General features: G+C 73.3%; 9 protein-coding genes, 2 tRNA genes and 1 pseudogene. 6 read left to right on the forward strand and 6 right to left on the reverse strand.

Going from position 1 to position 16,443, the window contains the following annotated elements; translation table 11 throughout:
• Together KME77_RS27905 and KME77_RS27910 are read left to right on the forward strand one after the other, a co-directional pair.
• Nucleotides 1-584: IucA/IucC family C-terminal-domain containing protein (locus tag KME77_RS27905; RefSeq protein WP_219471936.1), on the forward strand; the 584-nt coding region annotated here is incomplete at its 5' end.
• Nucleotides 581-1,648: a type III PLP-dependent enzyme domain-containing protein gene (locus tag KME77_RS27910; protein WP_219471938.1), complete on the forward strand. Its 1,068-nt coding sequence runs from the start codon at nt 581-583 to the stop codon at nt 1,646-1,648. The genes KME77_RS27905 and KME77_RS27910, both read left to right, overlap by 4 nt.
• Nucleotides 1,649-1,657: 9 nt before the next feature.
• Here the strand turns inward: KME77_RS27910 and KME77_RS27915 are convergent, their stop codons facing one another.
• Both KME77_RS27915 and KME77_RS27920 read right to left on the reverse strand, forming a co-directional pair.
• Complete coding sequence (locus tag KME77_RS27915; protein ID WP_219471940.1) at nt 1,658-4,915, reverse strand: ATP-dependent helicase; 3,258 nt, start codon at nt 4,913-4,915, stop codon at nt 1,658-1,660.
• A complete protein-coding gene (locus KME77_RS27920) occupies nt 4,909-8,355 on the reverse strand; it encodes an ATP-dependent helicase (protein ID WP_308250942.1) in 3,447 nt (1,148 codons plus the stop codon). Before KME77_RS27920 ends, KME77_RS27915 begins: the two co-directional genes overlap by 7 nt.
• Before the next feature lie 249 nt (nt 8,356-8,604).
• Here KME77_RS27920 and KME77_RS27930 point away from each other — a divergent pair, with 249 nt between their 5' ends.
• The 4 genes from KME77_RS27930 to KME77_RS27945 all read left to right on the forward strand — a co-directional run bounded on the left by KME77_RS27930 (nt 8,605) and on the right by KME77_RS27945 (nt 12,173).
• Nucleotides 8,605-9,057 (forward strand): GNAT family N-acetyltransferase, encoded by a 453-nt coding sequence (locus tag KME77_RS27930; RefSeq protein ID WP_219471942.1) that lies wholly within the window; start codon nt 8,605-8,607, stop codon nt 9,055-9,057.
• Nucleotides 9,058-9,275: 218 nt separating this feature from the next.
• Nucleotides 9,276-9,347: transfer RNA gene (locus tag KME77_RS27935), tRNA-Pro, on the forward strand.
• Between the two features lie 20 nt (nt 9,348-9,367).
• A tRNA-Gly gene (locus tag KME77_RS27940) sits at nt 9,368-9,439 on the forward strand.
• Nucleotides 9,440-9,506: 67 nt separating this feature from the next.
• Nucleotides 9,507-12,173 carry an ATP-binding protein gene (locus tag KME77_RS27945; protein ID WP_219471944.1) on the forward strand — a complete coding sequence of 889 codons (2,667 nt, stop codon included), beginning with the start codon at nt 9,507-9,509 and terminating at the stop codon, nt 12,171-12,173.
• Between the two features lie 302 nt (nt 12,174-12,475).
• Here KME77_RS27945 and KME77_RS27950 read toward each other — a convergent pair whose 3' ends face one another.
• From KME77_RS27950 to KME77_RS27965, 4 genes and pseudogenes are all read right to left on the reverse strand, one after another.
• On the reverse strand, nt 12,476-15,223 hold the full coding sequence (locus tag KME77_RS27950; protein ID WP_219471946.1) for a CDP-glycerol glycerophosphotransferase family protein: 2,748 nt from the start codon (nt 15,221-15,223) through the stop codon (nt 12,476-12,478).
• 207 nt (nt 15,224-15,430) lie between these two features.
• A complete protein-coding gene (locus tag KME77_RS27955) occupies nt 15,431-15,748 on the reverse strand; it encodes an MGMT family protein (protein ID WP_219471948.1) in 318 nt (105 codons plus the stop codon).
• Nucleotides 15,736-16,080, reverse strand: coding sequence for a hypothetical protein (locus tag KME77_RS27960; protein ID WP_219471949.1), 345 nt, complete (start codon nt 16,078-16,080; stop codon nt 15,736-15,738). The genes KME77_RS27955 and KME77_RS27960 overlap by 13 nt, the downstream gene beginning before the upstream one ends.
• A gap of 22 nt (nt 16,081-16,102) precedes the next feature.
• Nucleotides 16,103-16,443, reverse strand: a pseudogene (locus tag KME77_RS27965) (serine protease); the annotation flags it as partial.

Genomic DNA, 16,443 nt, shown 5'->3' on the forward strand with positions numbered 1-16,443 from the left:
GGGTGTGCGCGCCGGGCGTCACGCCGGTCCTGGCCGGGGCCCTGGCGCTGGAGGCGCCGGTGCGCGATCCGCTCGCGTGGTGGGCCGCGTACGTGTCGGTGGTGGCCCCGCCGGTGCTGGACCTGTACTTCACGCACGGCGTCATCCTGGAACCCCACCTGCAGAACGTCCTGGTCGGCCTGGACGCCTCCGGCCTGCCCGCCGAGGTGATCTTCCGCGACCTGGAGGGCACCAAGCTCGTCGCGGGCCGCCACCGGCTCGACGGCCTCCCCTCGCGGGTGGCCGAGGCGCTCAGCTACGACGCCGGGAGCGGCTGGACCCGTGTCGCCTACTGCCTGCTGGTCAACCACCTCACCGAGATCGCCGCCACGGTGGCGGGCGGCGACGACGAGCTGCTGCACGAGCTGTGGCGGATCGCCCGGGACGTGCTGGCCGTCCAGGCCGGCGCCCTCGGCTCGCCGCTCCCCCTGTCCGACCTGCTGGCCGGGGCGCCGCTGCCGGCCAAGGCTAACCTGACGGTCCGCTGGGCCAGGGCCGCCGACCGTTCGGCCGGGTACGTCCCGATCGCGAACCCGCTCGCATGATCACCGACCGGGTCCGCGAGGCCGCCCCGCGCCTCGGGGAGGTCCCCGCGTACGTGTACGACCTGCCCGCCCTCGACGACCACGTGGCGCGGGTACGGCGGGCGCTGCCCGGCGTCGAGCTGTACTACGCGGTCAAGGCCAATCCCGACGCCGAGCTGCTGCGCGTGCTGGCCGGGCACGTGGACGGCTTCGAGGTGTCGTCGGCGGGCGAGCACGCGCACGTGTCGGCGCTGTTCCCGGACCGGCCGCTGGCGCTCGGCGGGCCCGGCAAGACCGACGCCGAGCTGCGCCTGCCCTGCCACCGCCTGCACGTCGAGTCGCCCAACGAGCTGCGCCGCCTGCTGGCCACCGGCCGCGCGGCCGACGTCCTGCTCCGGCTCAGCCCCGACCTCCCTGTGGAGGGCGCGGCGCTGACGATGAGCGGGCCGTTCGGGATGGACGAGGAGGGGGTGCGGGAGTGCCTGCCGCTGTTCGGCGAGCGCGTACGGCTGCGCGGCACGCACACCCACCTGGCCAGCGGGCTGGAGGCGCCCCAGCTGCTGCGGCTGGCGCGGACGCTGCTGGACACCGAGCACGACGAGGTCAACCTGGGCGGCGGCATGGCGGTCTCGTACACCTCGCCGGAGGACCGCTTCGACTGGCGGGCGTACGGGATCGGCCTGGGCGCGCTGCGGCGGGAGGGGCAGCGCGTACGGGTCGAGCCGGGGCGGGCGCTGACCGCGTACTGCGGCTTCTACGTGACCCGGGTCGTGGATGTGAGGCGGGTGCGCGGCGAGGCGTACGCGATCGTGCTGGGCGGCACCCACCACCTGCGCACGCCGGTGACGAAGGGGCACGACCAGCCGTTCGAGGTGCTGCCGACCGGGGACGGGCCGGCGGTGGAGGGAGCGGTGACGATGGTCGGCCAGCTCTGCACCCCAAAAGACGTCTTCGCCCGAAATATCGCTACAAAGGTGCGGGTGGGGGACACGGTGGTGTTCGCGATGGCCGGGGCCTACGCCTGGAACATCTCCCACCACGACTTCCTGATGCATCCCAAGCCGGGGTTCCACTACCTCGGCTGACCGGCTGCCTCACTTGACCGGCACCGCCTCGATGAGCGCGACCAGGCCGTCGGCGTCGAGCAGGTTCACCGGGCGCACGGTGCGGTTCGCCCGTACGTAGTGGAAGGCCGCCCCCACCCGCTCCAGCGGCACCTCCGCCAGGTGCGACCAGGCCAGCCGGTACGCGGCGAGCTGCACCGACGCCGCCTTGGCCGCCTTCCCCGAGGGCGGCCGGCCGGTCTTCCAGTCCACGACCTCGTAGCGGCCGTCGGGCATCTGGAAGACGGCGTCCATCCGGCCGCGCACCACCCGGTCGGCGATCATGGTCTCGAACGGGACCTCCAGCTCGATCGGCCGCCGCCCGGCCCACTCGCTCTCCTCGAAGCGCTCCTGCAGCTCGGCGAGCTGCACGTCGGCGTCCTCCAGCTCGTCGATCAGGTCGAGGTCGAAGTCGTCGAGCAGGCGCTGCTGGTCCCAGCGCGTCTCCAGCCACTTGTGGAACGAGGTACCCCGGCGGGCCAGCGGCGCCGGCTTGACCGGGACGGGACGGCGGATCCTGCGGGCCAGCTCGCGGGCGTCGGCGGCCAGCGTGACCAGCGACGACACCGTCAGCTTGGCCGGCAGCTCGACCGTGGTCTGACCGCGCCTGCGGCGCATCTCGCGTTCGCGCAGGAGCAGGTCGGTGTCGCGTTCCCAGGCGCGTACGCGCTCCTCCTCGAAGGCGCGCAGCGTCTCGTCCTCCGGCGGCTCGGCCATCGTGCCGGCCAGCGCGCTCTCGACCAGCCTGGCGCCGTCCAGCACGGACTCGTAGCGCAGGCCCTCGGGCGTCACCGGCCAGACGGCCTCGGCGGGCTCGGCCAGCAGCGGGTTCGTGGCGCCCTCGGCCACCTCGGGCGCCCAGAACGAGACCCTGTCGCTGGTGTCGCGGATCTCCAGCAGGAAGTCGCTGGGCGACAGCGGCTTGGAGGCGGTGCCCCAGCGGTAGCCGGAGGCGATCAGGTGGTAGTGGGCGCGGGTGACGGCCACGTACGCGAGCCGCCGCTCCTCCATCAGGTCGCGGTCGCGGCAGCTCTCGTCGAAGACGGCCAGCTCCTCCTTGCTCAGCCCGCCCAGGCGCGGCAGGTCGGCCGCGTCGCCGCGCAGCGGGTAGGGGAGCTTGCGCGGGTTCTCGGTCCAGCGGCTGTTCATGACCGGGGTGGCGGGGAACATGCTGCCCGTCGCGACCGTGCCCTTCGAGCTGATCAGCTGCGACAGGCCCGGCACCACCACGACCGGCCACTCCAGGCCCTTGGAGGCGTGGACGGTCATCAGCTTGACGGTGTTGCTGTCGCCGACCCGCCCGGCCTCCAGCCCGAACTCCTCGGTCTCGGCCGCCTGGAGGTAGGCCAGGAACGCGCCCAATGTCGGGTCCTCGGCGTCCCCGGCGAACCTGGAGGCCGCGTCGAGGAAGGCGTCGAGATCGGCCCTGGCGGCGAACGCGCTGACCGTGCCGCCGCGGGCCGCCACCTCGATGTCCAGCCCGAGCCGGCGTTCGACCTCGGTGATCAGGTCGGGCAGCGGCTGCGCGGTGTGCGCCCTGAGCTGGCGCAGCTCCTGGGCCAGCGCCACCAGCCGGGTCCTGGCCAGCGGCGAGAACGTCTCCAGCCACTCCGGCCGGTCGGGCAGCTCGTCGAGGGCGTCCACCAGGCTGCCGCGCTCGTCGGCCAGGTCGGCCACCACCTGGTCGAGCGGGTCCTGGACGCGCTCCGACTCCTGGGACTCGCGGGTCAGCTCCCTGGCGTACTCGCCCAGCAGCCGCATGTCCGCCGGCCCGACCCGCCAGCGGGGCCCGGCCAGCAGCCTGGCCAGCGCGTCGCCGGCCGTGGGGTCGTACAGGACCCTGAGCGTGGCGACGATGTCGTTGACCTCGGGCACGGTCAGCAGCCCGCCCAGCCCGACCACCTCGACCGGGATGTCGCGCTCCTCCAGCGCCCTGCGCAGGGCGGGGAACTGCGAGCGCTTGCGCGCCAGGATCGCCACGTCCTGCGGCTGGACGGCGTTCGTCTTCTTGCGCTCCTTCTCCCCCCACGGCAGGCCGTCGGGGGCGAACTCCTGGCCGAGCAGCTTGTGGATCCCGTCGGCGATCCACTTCGCCTCGTCCTCGGCGGTCTCGTGGAAGGCGCAGGTGACGCGGCCGCGATCGACGCGGTTGGCGCCGGGGACGAGCACCGGGACCTCGCGGGCCTCCATGCGCAGCGGGAGCTGGACGCGGGCGGCCACGTCGAGCACCCGGTCGCCGTTGCGGAAGCTGACGCTGAGCTGGTTGACCGGGGCCAGGTCGCCGGTGCTGGTCCGGAAGTCCCTGGTGAACCTGCGCAGGTTGCCCGCGGACGCGCCGCGCCAGCCGTAGATGGACTGGCAGGGGTCGCCGACCGCGGTGACCGGGTGGCCGCCGCCGTACAGGGAGCGGAGCAGGACGAGCTGGGCGTGGCTGGTGTCCTGGTACTCGTCGAGCAGCACCACCGCGAAGCGGGAGCGCTCGATCTCGCCCACTTCCTTGTGGTTGGCGGCGATCCTGGCGGCCAGCGACATCTGGTCGCCGTAGTCGATCACCTCGCGGGAGCGCTTGAGCCGCTCGTACGCCTCCACCAGCGGCAGCAGCTGCTGCCTGGCGGCATGGACGGCCACCGGCCTGCGCTGGGCCATGACCGGGCGCCCCTTGATCGCGGCGTGCCTGTCCGCCAGCCAGTCGCCGACCCTGCGCACGTCCTCGGCGCCGCGCAGGTGCTCCGACAGCTCCCCGGCCAGCTCCAGGACGGCCGCGGTGACCGACGGCGGGCCCAGCTCGATCTTGTCCATCGGCCCGTCGTACATCGCCACCACCCTGGAGGCGAGCTGCCAGGAGACGGCGGGCGTGACCAGGCGCATGGTGGGTTCGAGCGCCTCGCGCAGCGCGTGGTCGGTGACCAGCCGGGAGGCGTAGGCGTGGTAGGTGGAGACGGTCGGCTCGTCGTTGAGCAGCTCGGGCGGGACGAGACCGGCCTCGGCCAGGCCGTTGAGCCGCTCCCTGACCCGGTTGGCCAGCTCGGCGGCGGCCTTGCGGGTGAAGGTGAGGCCGAGAACGTTCTCCGGTTTGACCAGGCCGTTGGCGACCAGCCAGACCACCCGGCCGGCCATGGTCTCGCTCTTGCCCGAGCCGGCGCCGGCCATGACGACCATCGGCTCCAGCGGGGCCTCGATGACACGGGCCTGTTCGGGCGTGGGGGGAAGGACGCCGAGCTTCTCGGCCAGCTCGACAGGGTTCAGCACACCTGTCCCCCGTTGTCGTTGACGGGGCAGCTCGACCTGGCCGCGCAGGTGCGGCAGCCGTCGTTCACCTTGGCCTGGAAGAACGGCCCGGACATGCCGATCGCCACGGTGTCGACCAGGTCCTTGGCCCAGCCGGGGTCCTTGTCGTCGGCCAGCGCGCCCTGCGTCTGCTCCAGCGCGTCGTGCTTGCCGCCCGCCTTGCCCACCTGGACGAGCGCGGCGCCGCCCGGCTCCGTCATGCCGTGCCTGGCGAACGCGCCGAGCAGCGCGGCGAGCTGGTAGACGCCGAGCTGGGGATGGCGGTCCAGCTCGCCGGCCTTGGGCTTGGAGCCGCCGGTCTTGAGGTCGATGATCACCGCGCGGTCGTCGGAGTCGCGCTCGACGCGGTCCACGCGGCCCTTGATCTGCACGCCGTCGGAGACCGTGGCGGTGAACGACTCCTCCAGCGCCACCAGCTCCCTGGGGTTCTCCAGGTGCCAGCGCCAGAACTTGGTGATCATCTGCTCGGCGACCTGGCGCTGCTTGCGGTTGAACCAGACGCCGCCGAAGTCCAGTTCGTTCCAGATCTCGTCCAGGCGCCGGCCGAGCATGGCCTCGCTGGGCAGGTCGGTGGCGGCCAGGACGGCCAGGGCGTGGATGACGTTGCCGAGACCCTGGGCGGAGCTGGTGCCCGCGGCGCCGACGGCCGTCTCCAGGAGCCAGCGCAGGCCGCACTTGGTGAAGTTCTCGACCGCCGACGGGGAGATGGTGACGATGTCGCCGGGCCAGCTCAGGGGGCGGTCGTCGGTCATGGGGGTGAGGGCGTACCAGTCGTTGGGGTGGGCGCCCTGGACCCCGGCCGCGGCGAGGCGGGCGAGCTGGGTGGCGGCCCTCTGTCTCATCTTCGCCGACCTGGTGGGATCCGTCACGGCGCTGCGGAGGTCCGCCACGAGCGCCGGCATGTTCAGCCAGCGCGCCCTGTCGTCGACCGTGACGGTGCCGACCGCGCCCGGCATCAGCTCGCTCAGGAACCTCGACGGCCGCTCGTCGGTGTCCTCGCCGCCCACCGCCGTCACCACCAGCCTGCGGCGGGCCCTGGTCGCGGCCACGTAGAACAGCCTGCGCTCCTCGGCCAGCAGCTTGGAGGCGAGCGCGGCGGCGTTCGGCCTGCCGCCGTCCAGCACGTCCACCAGGTCCTCCACGCCCAGCATCGAACCACGCAGGCGCAGGTCCGGCCAGACGCCCTCCTGGACGCCCGCGACGACCACCACGTCCCACTCCAGGCCCTTGGAGCGGTGGGCGGTCAGCACCCTCACCGCGTCGCCGTCGGGGGCGCGTTCGGCCAGCGTGTCACCCGGAATCTCCTGGGAGGCCAGGTCGTCCAGGAACACCTCGGGGCCCGCCTTCGGCATCCTGTCCACGAACCTCGCCGCGTGGTCGAACAGCGCCACCACCGCGTCCAGGTCGCGGTCGGCCTGCGCGCCCCTGGCGCCGCCCGCCAGGCTGAGGTCGGTCCACCTCTCGGCCAGGCCGCTGGCGTGCCAGATCGCCCACAGCAGCTCCTCGGCGGTGGCCTGGTCGCGTACGGCGTCGCGGGCGGTGGCGAGGAGCTTGGCGACGCGTTCGGCGGGGTGGGCCACGTGGGGCTCCAGGCGGGTCAGCTCGCGGGCGTCCTTCAGGGCGGCCACGAGGAGTTCGCCGGAGGTGCGGGCGGTTTCGGGGGCGGGGAGCGCGTCCACGTCCTCGGGCGCGCTCCCGGACGATTCCTCGGCCGTTCCAGGCGCTTCCTCGGCCGTTTCAGGGGCTTCCTCAGCCGCTTCGGGGGCCTCGGGGGCTTCGACTGCCTCAAGAGCTTCGGCCGGGTTGAGTATCGCCAGGGCCTCGTTCTCGGCGATCTTGAGGGCGCGGCGCAGCCTGCGCACGCCGATCATGTCGGTGCCGCCGAGCGGGCCGGTCAGCAGTTCCTCGGCCACGCCCTCGTCGAGCTCGGCCGCGTCGAGGGCGACCTTGATCATCGTCAGCAGCGGGCGCACGCCGGGCTCCTGCGCGATCGGCACCTCGTCACCGGCCACCATCGTCGGCACCCCGGCGCTGACCAGGGCCCGGCGCAGCAGCGGGACCTGGCGCTTGGCCGAGCGGACGAGCACCGCCATCCGGTGCCACGGCACGCCGTCGATCAGGTGAGCGCGGCGCAGGGTGTCGGCGACCACGGCCGCCTCCTGGCTGACGCTGTCGGCCAGCAATACGCGTACCTCGCCGGCCTCCATGTCGGGCAGCGACAGCAGCTCCCGATGCCCGTGCGCCCGCCGCACCCCCATCACACCCGTCACGCCCACGCCTGCACCCGCACCGGTACTCGCATCCACGCCCTCGCCCGCGTCCGCACCGGCGTCGGCGCTCGCACCCGCACCCCCGCCCGCGCTGACGCCCGCGTCGGGGGCGGGCGTCGTGGGCAGGAGGGCCTGGTCCGACGTCGGGGCGGGCCTTACCGGTGCCGGGTCCGGCATCGGGGCCGCCGGGAGGCGGGACGCCACCCGGCGGGACGCCTCCAGCAGGTCGGCGCCGCTCCTGCGGCACGTCCGCAGCGCCATCACCGGCGCGTCCCGCCCGTCAAGGGTCGGGAAGCGCCGCGGGAACTCCAGGATCCCGCGCACCTCGGCCCCCCGGAACCCGTAGATCGACTGGTCCGGGTCCCCCACCGCGACCAGGTCCCGTCCGTCCCCGGCGAGCTGGTGCAGCAGGAGCTCCTGCGCCGGGTCGGTGTCCTGGTACTCGTCCACGAACACCATGTCGTGCGCCGCCCGCTCCCGCCTGCGCACCTCCGGGTCGGTCAGCAGCCCGGCCGCCGCCCTGATCAGCTCGGCGTAGTCGAGCGCGGGCTCGGGGTCGAGGTCGAAGCGCACCTCGTAGCGGTCGAGGAAGCGCCCGGCGGCCGTCCAGTCCGTACGGCCGTACCGCCTGCCGAGCTCCTGCAGCCGCTCGCCGTCCAGGCCGCGTTCGCCCGCCCGCGACAGGAAGTCGCGCAGCTCCTCGGCGAACCCGCGGGTCTTGAGCGGCTCGCGCAACGCCACCGGCCACTCCGGCGCGCCGTCCTCCAGCTCGCCGTGCAGCAGCCGCCGGATCTCCAGCAACTGCTCAGGGCCGGTCAGCAGCCGCGGCGGCGTCTCCCCGGCCAGCACCGCCTCACGGCGCAGCAGCGCGTACGCGTAGCTGTGGAAGGTCAGGGCCAGCGGCGTGCGCGTCGTCCGCCGTAACCGGGCGGTCACCCGCTCCCGCAGCTCACCGGCGGCCTTGCGGCTGAAGGTCAGGATCAGGACGCGCTCGGGATCGACGCCCCGGCGCTCGATCCGCTCGACCACGCTCTCGACGATCGTCGTGGTCTTCCCCGTGCCGGGCCCGGCCAGGACGAGCAGCGGCCCGCCCCGGTGCTCCACCACGGCACGCTGGTGCTCATCAAGCACAGGGGCCTCAACGGGCCCCCCGCCTCCACGCCGCACCAACCGCCAGGTCTGAGCACTCACAACCCTAGATTCCACCAGACCACAGGGGTAGATCGTGCCGACTTGACCTCTATCCCTGCGCGAGCCGCCCACGCTACCGGCGTGAACATCCTGCAACACACCGACACGCCGGGCCGGGGAGAAGTGGTCTTGAGCTTTCAGCGAAGAGCGGCCCTGTCGCGGGCGCCCGGGCGCTCATAGCTTGGGCCCATGATCGACATTCGCCGGCTGGTCCCGGCCGACCGGGCCGTCTGGGAGGACCTGTTCCGGGGGTACATCGAGTTCTACCAGCGGGTGGAGCCGGACGAGATGTACCGGAGAGCGTGGGAGGAGTTCCAGGCGGACACGCGGATCCATGCTCTCGGGGCGACGCTGGACGGCCGGCTCGTCGGCATCACGCACTTCTTCCCCCATCCCAGCACGTCGGCTCCCGACCAGGACGTCTGTTACCTCCAGGACCTGTTCACCGCGCCTGACGTGCGGGGGAAGGGCGTGGGGCGGGCGTTGATCGCCGGTGTCGTGGAATGGGCGCGAGAACATGGGTGCGGCCGGGTCTACTGGAACACGCACGAGTCGAATGTGACCGCCCGCCGGCTGTACGACGAAGTGGCGGAGAATCGCGGCTTCCTCAAATATCAGATCGATCTGCCGCGCCCCGAATAATGCGTGGCGCGGGGCCGGGCCCCGGGTTACCGTTGTTTCCGTACAGCCGAGCGCATGAAGGAGCACTCCCGTGGACGTCGTAGTCGTCACCCGGCCCCTGCCAGGGCGACCCGCGCCGTCCGGCGGCGGTGACGCTCCCTGGTGCGCTTCTGGGTGACCCTCTCCCAGAGTTTTCGCGAAGCCGCCAGGGAAATCCCGGCGGCTTTATTCATTTACCGCGGAACGTGGCTCAATGGGAGAGCATCCGGTTTGGGACCGGGCGGTCGCAGGTTCGATTCCTGCCGTTCCGACGCGGCTTTTTCAAAGCCTCGCCGCAGAGGCCGAACAGGTAAGGCAGCTGGCTTCCACCCAGCAGGACGGGGTTCGAGTCCCCGCTGCGGCTCTGACGCTTGAGATCCGGTGACTCTCCGGGCTTACCCAGTTATGGGGATATGTCGGATACTGCGGGAATGCGGTTGCTGGAGCGGGAGGCGGCGCTGGCTTCCCTCGGGGAGTACGCGGCCGAGGCGAGCCGGGGGGCCGGGCGGCTGGTACTGGTGTCCGGCGAGGCCGGGGTCGGCAAGTCGGCGCTGCTCGAACACTTCCGGGATGCGCTGCCCGAGGCGCGCTGGTCATGGGGAATGTGTGATGGGTTGTTCACGCCGCGGCCGCTCGGGCCGCTGTTCGACGTGGCGGATCAGCGCGGGGGCGCGCTGCTGGAGCTGTGCCGGGCGGGGGCCGGGCGGGAGGAGCTGTTCCGCGGACTGCTGCGCGAGGTCAGCGAGCCGGGGACGCTGAACGCGGTCGTCGTGGAGGACGTCCACTGGGCCGACGAAGCCACACTCGACCTGCTGCGTTACCTGGGCCGACGAGTTTGGAACGCTCCTGTGCTGCTGCTCGTCACCTACCGTGACGACGGGCCAGTGGCCGACGACTCGCTCCGGGTGGCCCTGGGCGACCTGGCCTCGCAGCGGTCGACGCGGCGGATCGGGCTGGCGCCGTTGTCCGCGGCGGCCGTACGGGTGCTGAGTGACGGCACGGGGTGGGCGGCGGCCGAGCTGCACCGGCTGACCGGCGGGAACCCGTTCTACGTCACCGAGGTCGTACGGGCCGGGACGGGCGAGCTGCCCGCCTCCGCGCGGGACGCCGTGCTGGCCCGGGCCGCGCGGCTGGGCGGGGAGGCCCGCCGGGCCCTGGAGGTGGCGGCGCTGACCGGGGCCAGAGCAGAGGTGCGGCTGCTGGAGACGGTGTCGGGGTGCGGCCCCGCGGCCATGGACGAGCTGCTGCGGTGCGGGCTGGTTGCCGAGGACGGGCAGTGGCTCAGGTTCTGCCATGAGATCGCGCGGCTGGCCGTGGCGGGGGCCGTCCCCGGGCATCGCGGGCGGGCGGTCCATGGGCTCGTCCTGGAGGCGCTGGGCGAGCTGGGGTGTGACGACCACGCCCGGATGGCCTTCCACGCCGAGGCGGCCGGTGACGCGGCCGCGGTGCTGCGTCACGCGCCCGCGGCGGCCCGGCGCGCCGCGTGGCTGGCCTCCCACCGCGAGGCGGCGGCACAGTACCGCCGGGCGCTCCGGTTCGCGGCCGAACCGCGCCCCGGCCCCGGCGGCGCGGGCGCGGGTGACATGGGCGCGGGTGTGGTGGACGCCTCGGCGCTGGCCGGCCTGTACCAGGGGCTGGCCGACGAGGCGGCGCTGCTCGACCGCTGGGAGGAGGCCGTCGACTCCTGCGAGCGCGCCCTGACGTGCTGGCGCGAGGCCGGGGACCGGCTGCGGGAGGGCGACGCGCTGCGGCGGCTGTCGCGCGTCCTGTGGAACCTGTGCCGTGGCGACGACTCGGTCACCGCCGCCGAGGCGTCGGTGTCGGTCCTGGAGCCGCTCGGCCCGAGCGTCGAGCTGACCTGGGCGTACGCCACCTTCGCCAACAGGCGGATGCTGCAGGGCCAGCACGAGGCGGCGACCGCGCTGGCGCTGCGGGCGCAGGCGATCGCCGAGCCGCTGGGCGCCGCCGACGTGCTCAGCGACGTGCTCAACACCATGGCGGTGTCGGGCGCGGCCGAGGAGCAGGAGTGGGAGCGGCCGATGCGGCGGGCGCTGGAGATCGCGCTGGCCGGGCGGCACCAGGACCAGGCGGGCCGGGCGTTCGGCAACATGGCCGGCCTGTACGTGAACCAGCGGCGCTTCGCCGAGGCCGAGCGCTGCCTGGCCGAGGGCATCGCCTACTGCGACGAGCACGACCTGCCCACCTACGCCGGGCACCTGCGCAGCGAGCGGGCCACCGTGCTGGAGCTGACCGGCCGCTGGGACGAGTGCGTGGCCGCGTGCGCGGGGCTCCTCGACGAGGCCACCCCCTACACGTGCAGCCGGGTGTTCGTCCTGCGCAAGCTCGGCCTGCTGCGGGCCCGTCGCGGCGAGTCCGGCGTCTGGAGCTGCTTCGACGAGGCGGTCCTGTCGGCCGACCTGACCGGTGAGCCGCAACAGATCGTCCCGGTGCGGCTGGCCCGCGCCGAGGCGTACTGGCTGGAGGGGCGCCTGGACCAGGCCCGCCACGAGGCCGAGCTGGCCGACGACGCCTGCGGGGGCTGCGGCCCCTGGGAGCGCGGCGAGAGCGCCGTCTGGCTGCGGCGCACCGGCTCGGCCCGCACGGGCACGCGGGGCGCGGTGGCGCCGCCGTACCGGATGCGGCTCGACGGCGACCTCGCGCGGGCCGCCCAGACCTGGACGGACCTGGGCTGCCCCTACGAGGCCGCCCTCGTCCTGACCGACTCCCCGGCCGAGGCGGACCTGCGCCGCTCCCTGGAGCTGCTCACCGCCCTGAACGCCGTCCCCGCCGCCCAGATCGTCAGGCAGAGGCTCCGCACGCTCGGCGCCCGGTCGCTGCCCGCCGGGCCGAGGACGACCACCCGCGCCCACCCGTACGGGCTGACCCGGCGCGAGCAGCAGATCCTGGCCCTGCTGTGCGCCCGCCACACCAACGCCGAGATCGCCGCGAAGCTGTTCATCTCCGCCAGGACCGTGGCCCACCACGTCTCGGCCGTCCTGGCGAAGCTGGGCGCCCCGAGCCGTACGGCGGCCGCCGACCAGGCCACCAGGCTCGGCCTGATCGACGCGGAAGTCTGGGCACCGGAGCCCAGAGCCTGACCTCCGCATACCGGGCAATCTAGGCAACGGCCCAGCGAATATGGGTAATGGCTGCCGATCTCCGCGACCCGGCTCAGCACCTACGGTCGTTCCTGGTAACCACGGGATCCAGGAGGCCGCCGATCCGGCGCCGTACCAGCCCGTCGGTCATGTGCGCAGCCGCCTAATCAGGCCCCCTGGCGGCTGTGGCACACCCGGCGCGCGGCGCGGCGCCATCAAAGCGGCGCGCCGCCATCGAAGACCGCGCCCGCGGGGCAAGGGAAACGGCTCCCTCCTGCGGGGGCAGGGAGCCGTGTCCGGACCTACGAGAACAGGTGGTCCACCACGCGGGCGGTCGCCTTGCCGTCGTCGCGGGGCGCGAACGTGGCCCGGAAGGCGTCGTAGCGGTCCGCGTGCGCCGCCGCCACCTCGTCGATCGAGCGCAGCGCCTCGATCACCTCGGCCGACGTGGACAGCACCGGCCCGGGCGCCTGCTCGGGCAGGTCGATGTACAGGCCGCGCTTGGAGGAGTATTTCGGCAGGTCGTACCCGTAGAAGACCATCGGACGCCCGGTGGCGGCGAAGTCGAACATGACCGACGAGTAATCCGTGACCAGGACATCCGTGACCAAGAGAATGTCCGCGATATCCGGATAAGTCGTGACGTCGTGTGCGATCTCGGGGACGGCGGGGACCGCCTGCATCGGGTGGGCGCGGACCAGCAGCTCGTGGTCGGCCCCCAGCTCCTCGCGGGCCTTGGCCAGGTCGAGCTTGACCATCGCGTTCTTGCGGTCGTAGTCGCGCCACGTCGGCGCGTACAGGACCACCCGCTTGCCCTCGACCAGCCCGAGCTTGGCGCGCACGGCCGCGGCCAGCTCCTCCCGGTCGGGCGAGGTGAGCACGTCGTTGCGCGGCAGCCCGGCCTCCAGGATCTCGCCCTGGTAGCCGAAGGCGCGCCGCAGCACCGGCGTGGCCCAGGGCGACTGCGACAGCAGCACGTCCCAGCCGCGCACCTCGGCCGCCTGGCGGTGCCAGATCGGCGGGCGCGGGTCGCGGGCCATGTGCGGCTGGTCGTTGCCGATGCGCTTGGCCGGGGTGCCGTTCCAGGTCTGCAGGACCACCTGGTCCTCACGGGCGCGGAACCACACCGGCAGGAACGCATTTGTCACGATAAATCGGGACCGGGCTAGCGCGGCGTGGTGCTCCCTGCTGCCCGCCCGCACCGAGGTCGTCCCCGGCGGCGGCGTGAACGCGCCGTCCTTGACGATCCAGATGTGCTCGCGGTCGTCGCCCCGCCGCACCCGCTCCTCGTAGATGGCCCGGACGCTGTCGGCGTAGAGCCGCCCGTCGTTGACCACGTAGACGGTCGCCTCGTTGAGCGGCTCGGTGCGCTGCGCGGGATAGAAGACCCGCCGCAGCACGTGGGTGCCGGCCACGCCCTTCTCGTCGGCGGGCCGCACCTCCTCCACCGCCACCACCGGCACGTCGAAGCGCGTCGAGAGCATGCGGAACGAGCGCCCGCCGACCTCGCGCGGGTCCTCGTCGAGGGCCGGCAGCGCCGCGTGGTCCATGCGGAGCGGCACGATCTCGCCGGAGGGGTGGCGGACCGACATGTTCCAGGTGCCGGACGACAGCGGCACCGCCTCGCCGAAGCGGTCCATGAACGCCGGTTCGAGCCGTACGGAGAACTCCTCGCCCGTACGCTCCATCGGCACGTGGTAGGACAGCCCCGACCGGTGGCGCAGCGTCAGCACGCGCGGCCCGGCCGCGTCGGGATAGCTGCCGCGCAGCACGAGCGCGTTGTCCTCCCACACCGCCGAGGTGATCACCGGGCGGATGCGGTGGGCGGAGACGAGCACGCGGTCGCGCCGGTCGCCCAGCACGGTGATCTCACGGTCGCCGGACGGCGCCCTGGTCTCCACCAGGTCGCCGAGCATGACGGACGCGGCGGGGTCGCCCTTGGGCTCAACCCAGAGCCGCCGCCCGTCCTTCTCCTGGAGCAGCGCGGGCACGGCCAGGCCGATCACGACCTCGGAGCCGCCCGCCACCGGCTTGAAGTCGGCCGCCATGCGGTGGCCGCCCAGCCGGGCGTGGCCCTTGGTCACGGTGCGGCCGGGCAGGAGGATCTTCAGCTCCAGGCGCTCGCCCTCGACCGAGACGCCGGTCAGCTCGGCGCGGTTGGGCTGGAGCACGACCTGCAGCGCCCGGTCGGAGGTCCATACCGGCCGGACCCACCAGCCCGGCTTGAGCTTGAGCCCGGCGGGACGCTCGGTGCGCCCCGGGGACGCGCCGCGCAGCAGGCCGGTCGCCCGCGCGCCACGGCTGTAGAAGACGATCTCGGCCCGCCACGTCGTGGTGTCGTGGATGCCCGGACGGTGGCGCAGCCGCCTGCGCACGGCCGACACGAAGCCGCGCGCGGCTCCGCGCCAGCGCAGCGACCAGGGGCTGAGCTCGGCGGTGAAGCCGGACCAGTCGTAGTTGCAGCCGGGCTCGCGCGCGCCGTGGGTGGCCTCGGGGGCCAGGACCCGCCGGGTGCGCATCCGTACGGGCGGCAGCCAGCGCGGGCCGCGCAGCACCACGGTCGCCCAGTTGAACCTGCGGCTGCGCACCGACAGGCCGGCCAGGTAGGCGAACCCGGTGACGCGCAGCTTGCCGTTGACCCACACGATGTCGTCGATGTGGGTGACCGGCACCATGTCGGCGCGGCGCAGCCGGTAGAGGTCGGCCGGCAGCTCGTCGCGGAAGGGCAGGTCGCCGTACCAGCGCAGGCCCTTGCGGATGCGCTTGGACGGCTCGGCCGCCGCGGCCACGACCTTGGTGAGCGTCTCGCCGTCGACGAGCTCGTCGTCGGGGCGGTGCTCGATCAGGTGGCAGATCAGCCGCCTGGCGACGGGGAGGTCGCGTTTGACGTCCGCGTCGACGGCCGCCAGGTAGGGGCGGATCAGGGTGAGCAGCTCGCGCCGTCGTGCGGGGCCGCGCTTGACCGCCACGTCCATCCGCGTGCCCAGGGGGCCGCTGAGGAGCTCGGTGTCGTACGCCGCGTCGCGCCCGCCGGGGCCGACGGCCTGCATGACCGCTTCGAGCGGCTCGCCCCGATCGCAGAGGTCCTGGACAGCCTTCAGCCGATCGGCATGCGAATCGCCGCCTTGAGCAGGGGCTGTGACGCCGGTTGCCATCGGGGAGGCACCGCCTTTCGGGACCGCCATCACTGGTTCATGCCATCGTAAGGGGAGTCACGTGCGACGGATTCGCCCAACGACCGAATCCGCAGGTCAGACTTATTTCTTAGAATCGGCTGAACGCCCGTCCCAGCGAGCCTTCCGCATGTCCACGCGCTCGCCGCGCAGGGGCGTGCCCTCCTCGCGCCATTGGTCGAGGCAGCGTCGCTCGTGGTCAGGGGCGGCGGCGGTGCCGTCGGAGTGGACGACGCGCCACCACGGGACGCCGCCTCCCCAGGTGGACATCACGCGGCCGACCTGACGGGGGCCGCCCTCGCCGAGATACTCGGCGATGTCGCCGTACGACATCACCTTGCCCGGGGGGATGGACTCGACCACCTCGAGCACCCGTTCCTGGAACGGGTTCATCGGCTCCATGCGCTGGGCCCCGCCGCGATCAGCTCGTCGAACCTGCCCAGCTCGACCACCGTGCCGTCGGCCACCAGCTCGACGACGCCGTCGCGCAGCGCGTAGCTCTCGCCGTCCTCGCCGACGAGCCTGGCGCCGAGCGAGGTCGCCAGCCGTACGAGCTGGGCCACCTGCCAGTCGGAGCCCGGCTCGCCGATGACGCGGCCCTGCCACTGCCCCACGACGTGCGTGCCCCCGGCGTGACCGGCGACGATGTCCGATCCGCGCAGCTCGAAACCCGCCTTCGCGAGCTCGGCGGTCGCCAGCGGCGACTCACGAACCACGCGCAGCTCGTATCCCATGACGCGCGACCATAGCGGATGTTTACTCTCTACGCTGATTGAGGACGATGATGGCGCCACAGAACATCACCAAAGCCACCAAAACGCCCCCTCCGTAGAGCCACAGCCGCCAGGGATCGGGCCCCGGCCGCGACGGCACGGGCGAGTTCTCGCCGACCCCGAAGTGCCTGTCGTCGGGCACGGCGACGTCGCGTTGCTCGCCGGCCAGCCGCTCGGCGGCGTTCAGGGCCGCGCCCGCGTCCACCACGCCGAACCCGGTCTTCTCGTCGTACCCGGCCGCCGGCCGGCCGCGGGCGCTGGCGGGCAGCGCCTGCCCGACCTGTTCCGGCGCCATGGTGGGATAGCGGGCCTTGACCAGCGCGG

This window comes from Nonomuraea rhizosphaerae (assembly GCF_019396405.1).
In the GTDB taxonomy this organism is placed as follows: Bacteria; Actinomycetota; Actinomycetes; order Streptosporangiales; family Streptosporangiaceae; genus Nonomuraea; species Nonomuraea rhizosphaerae.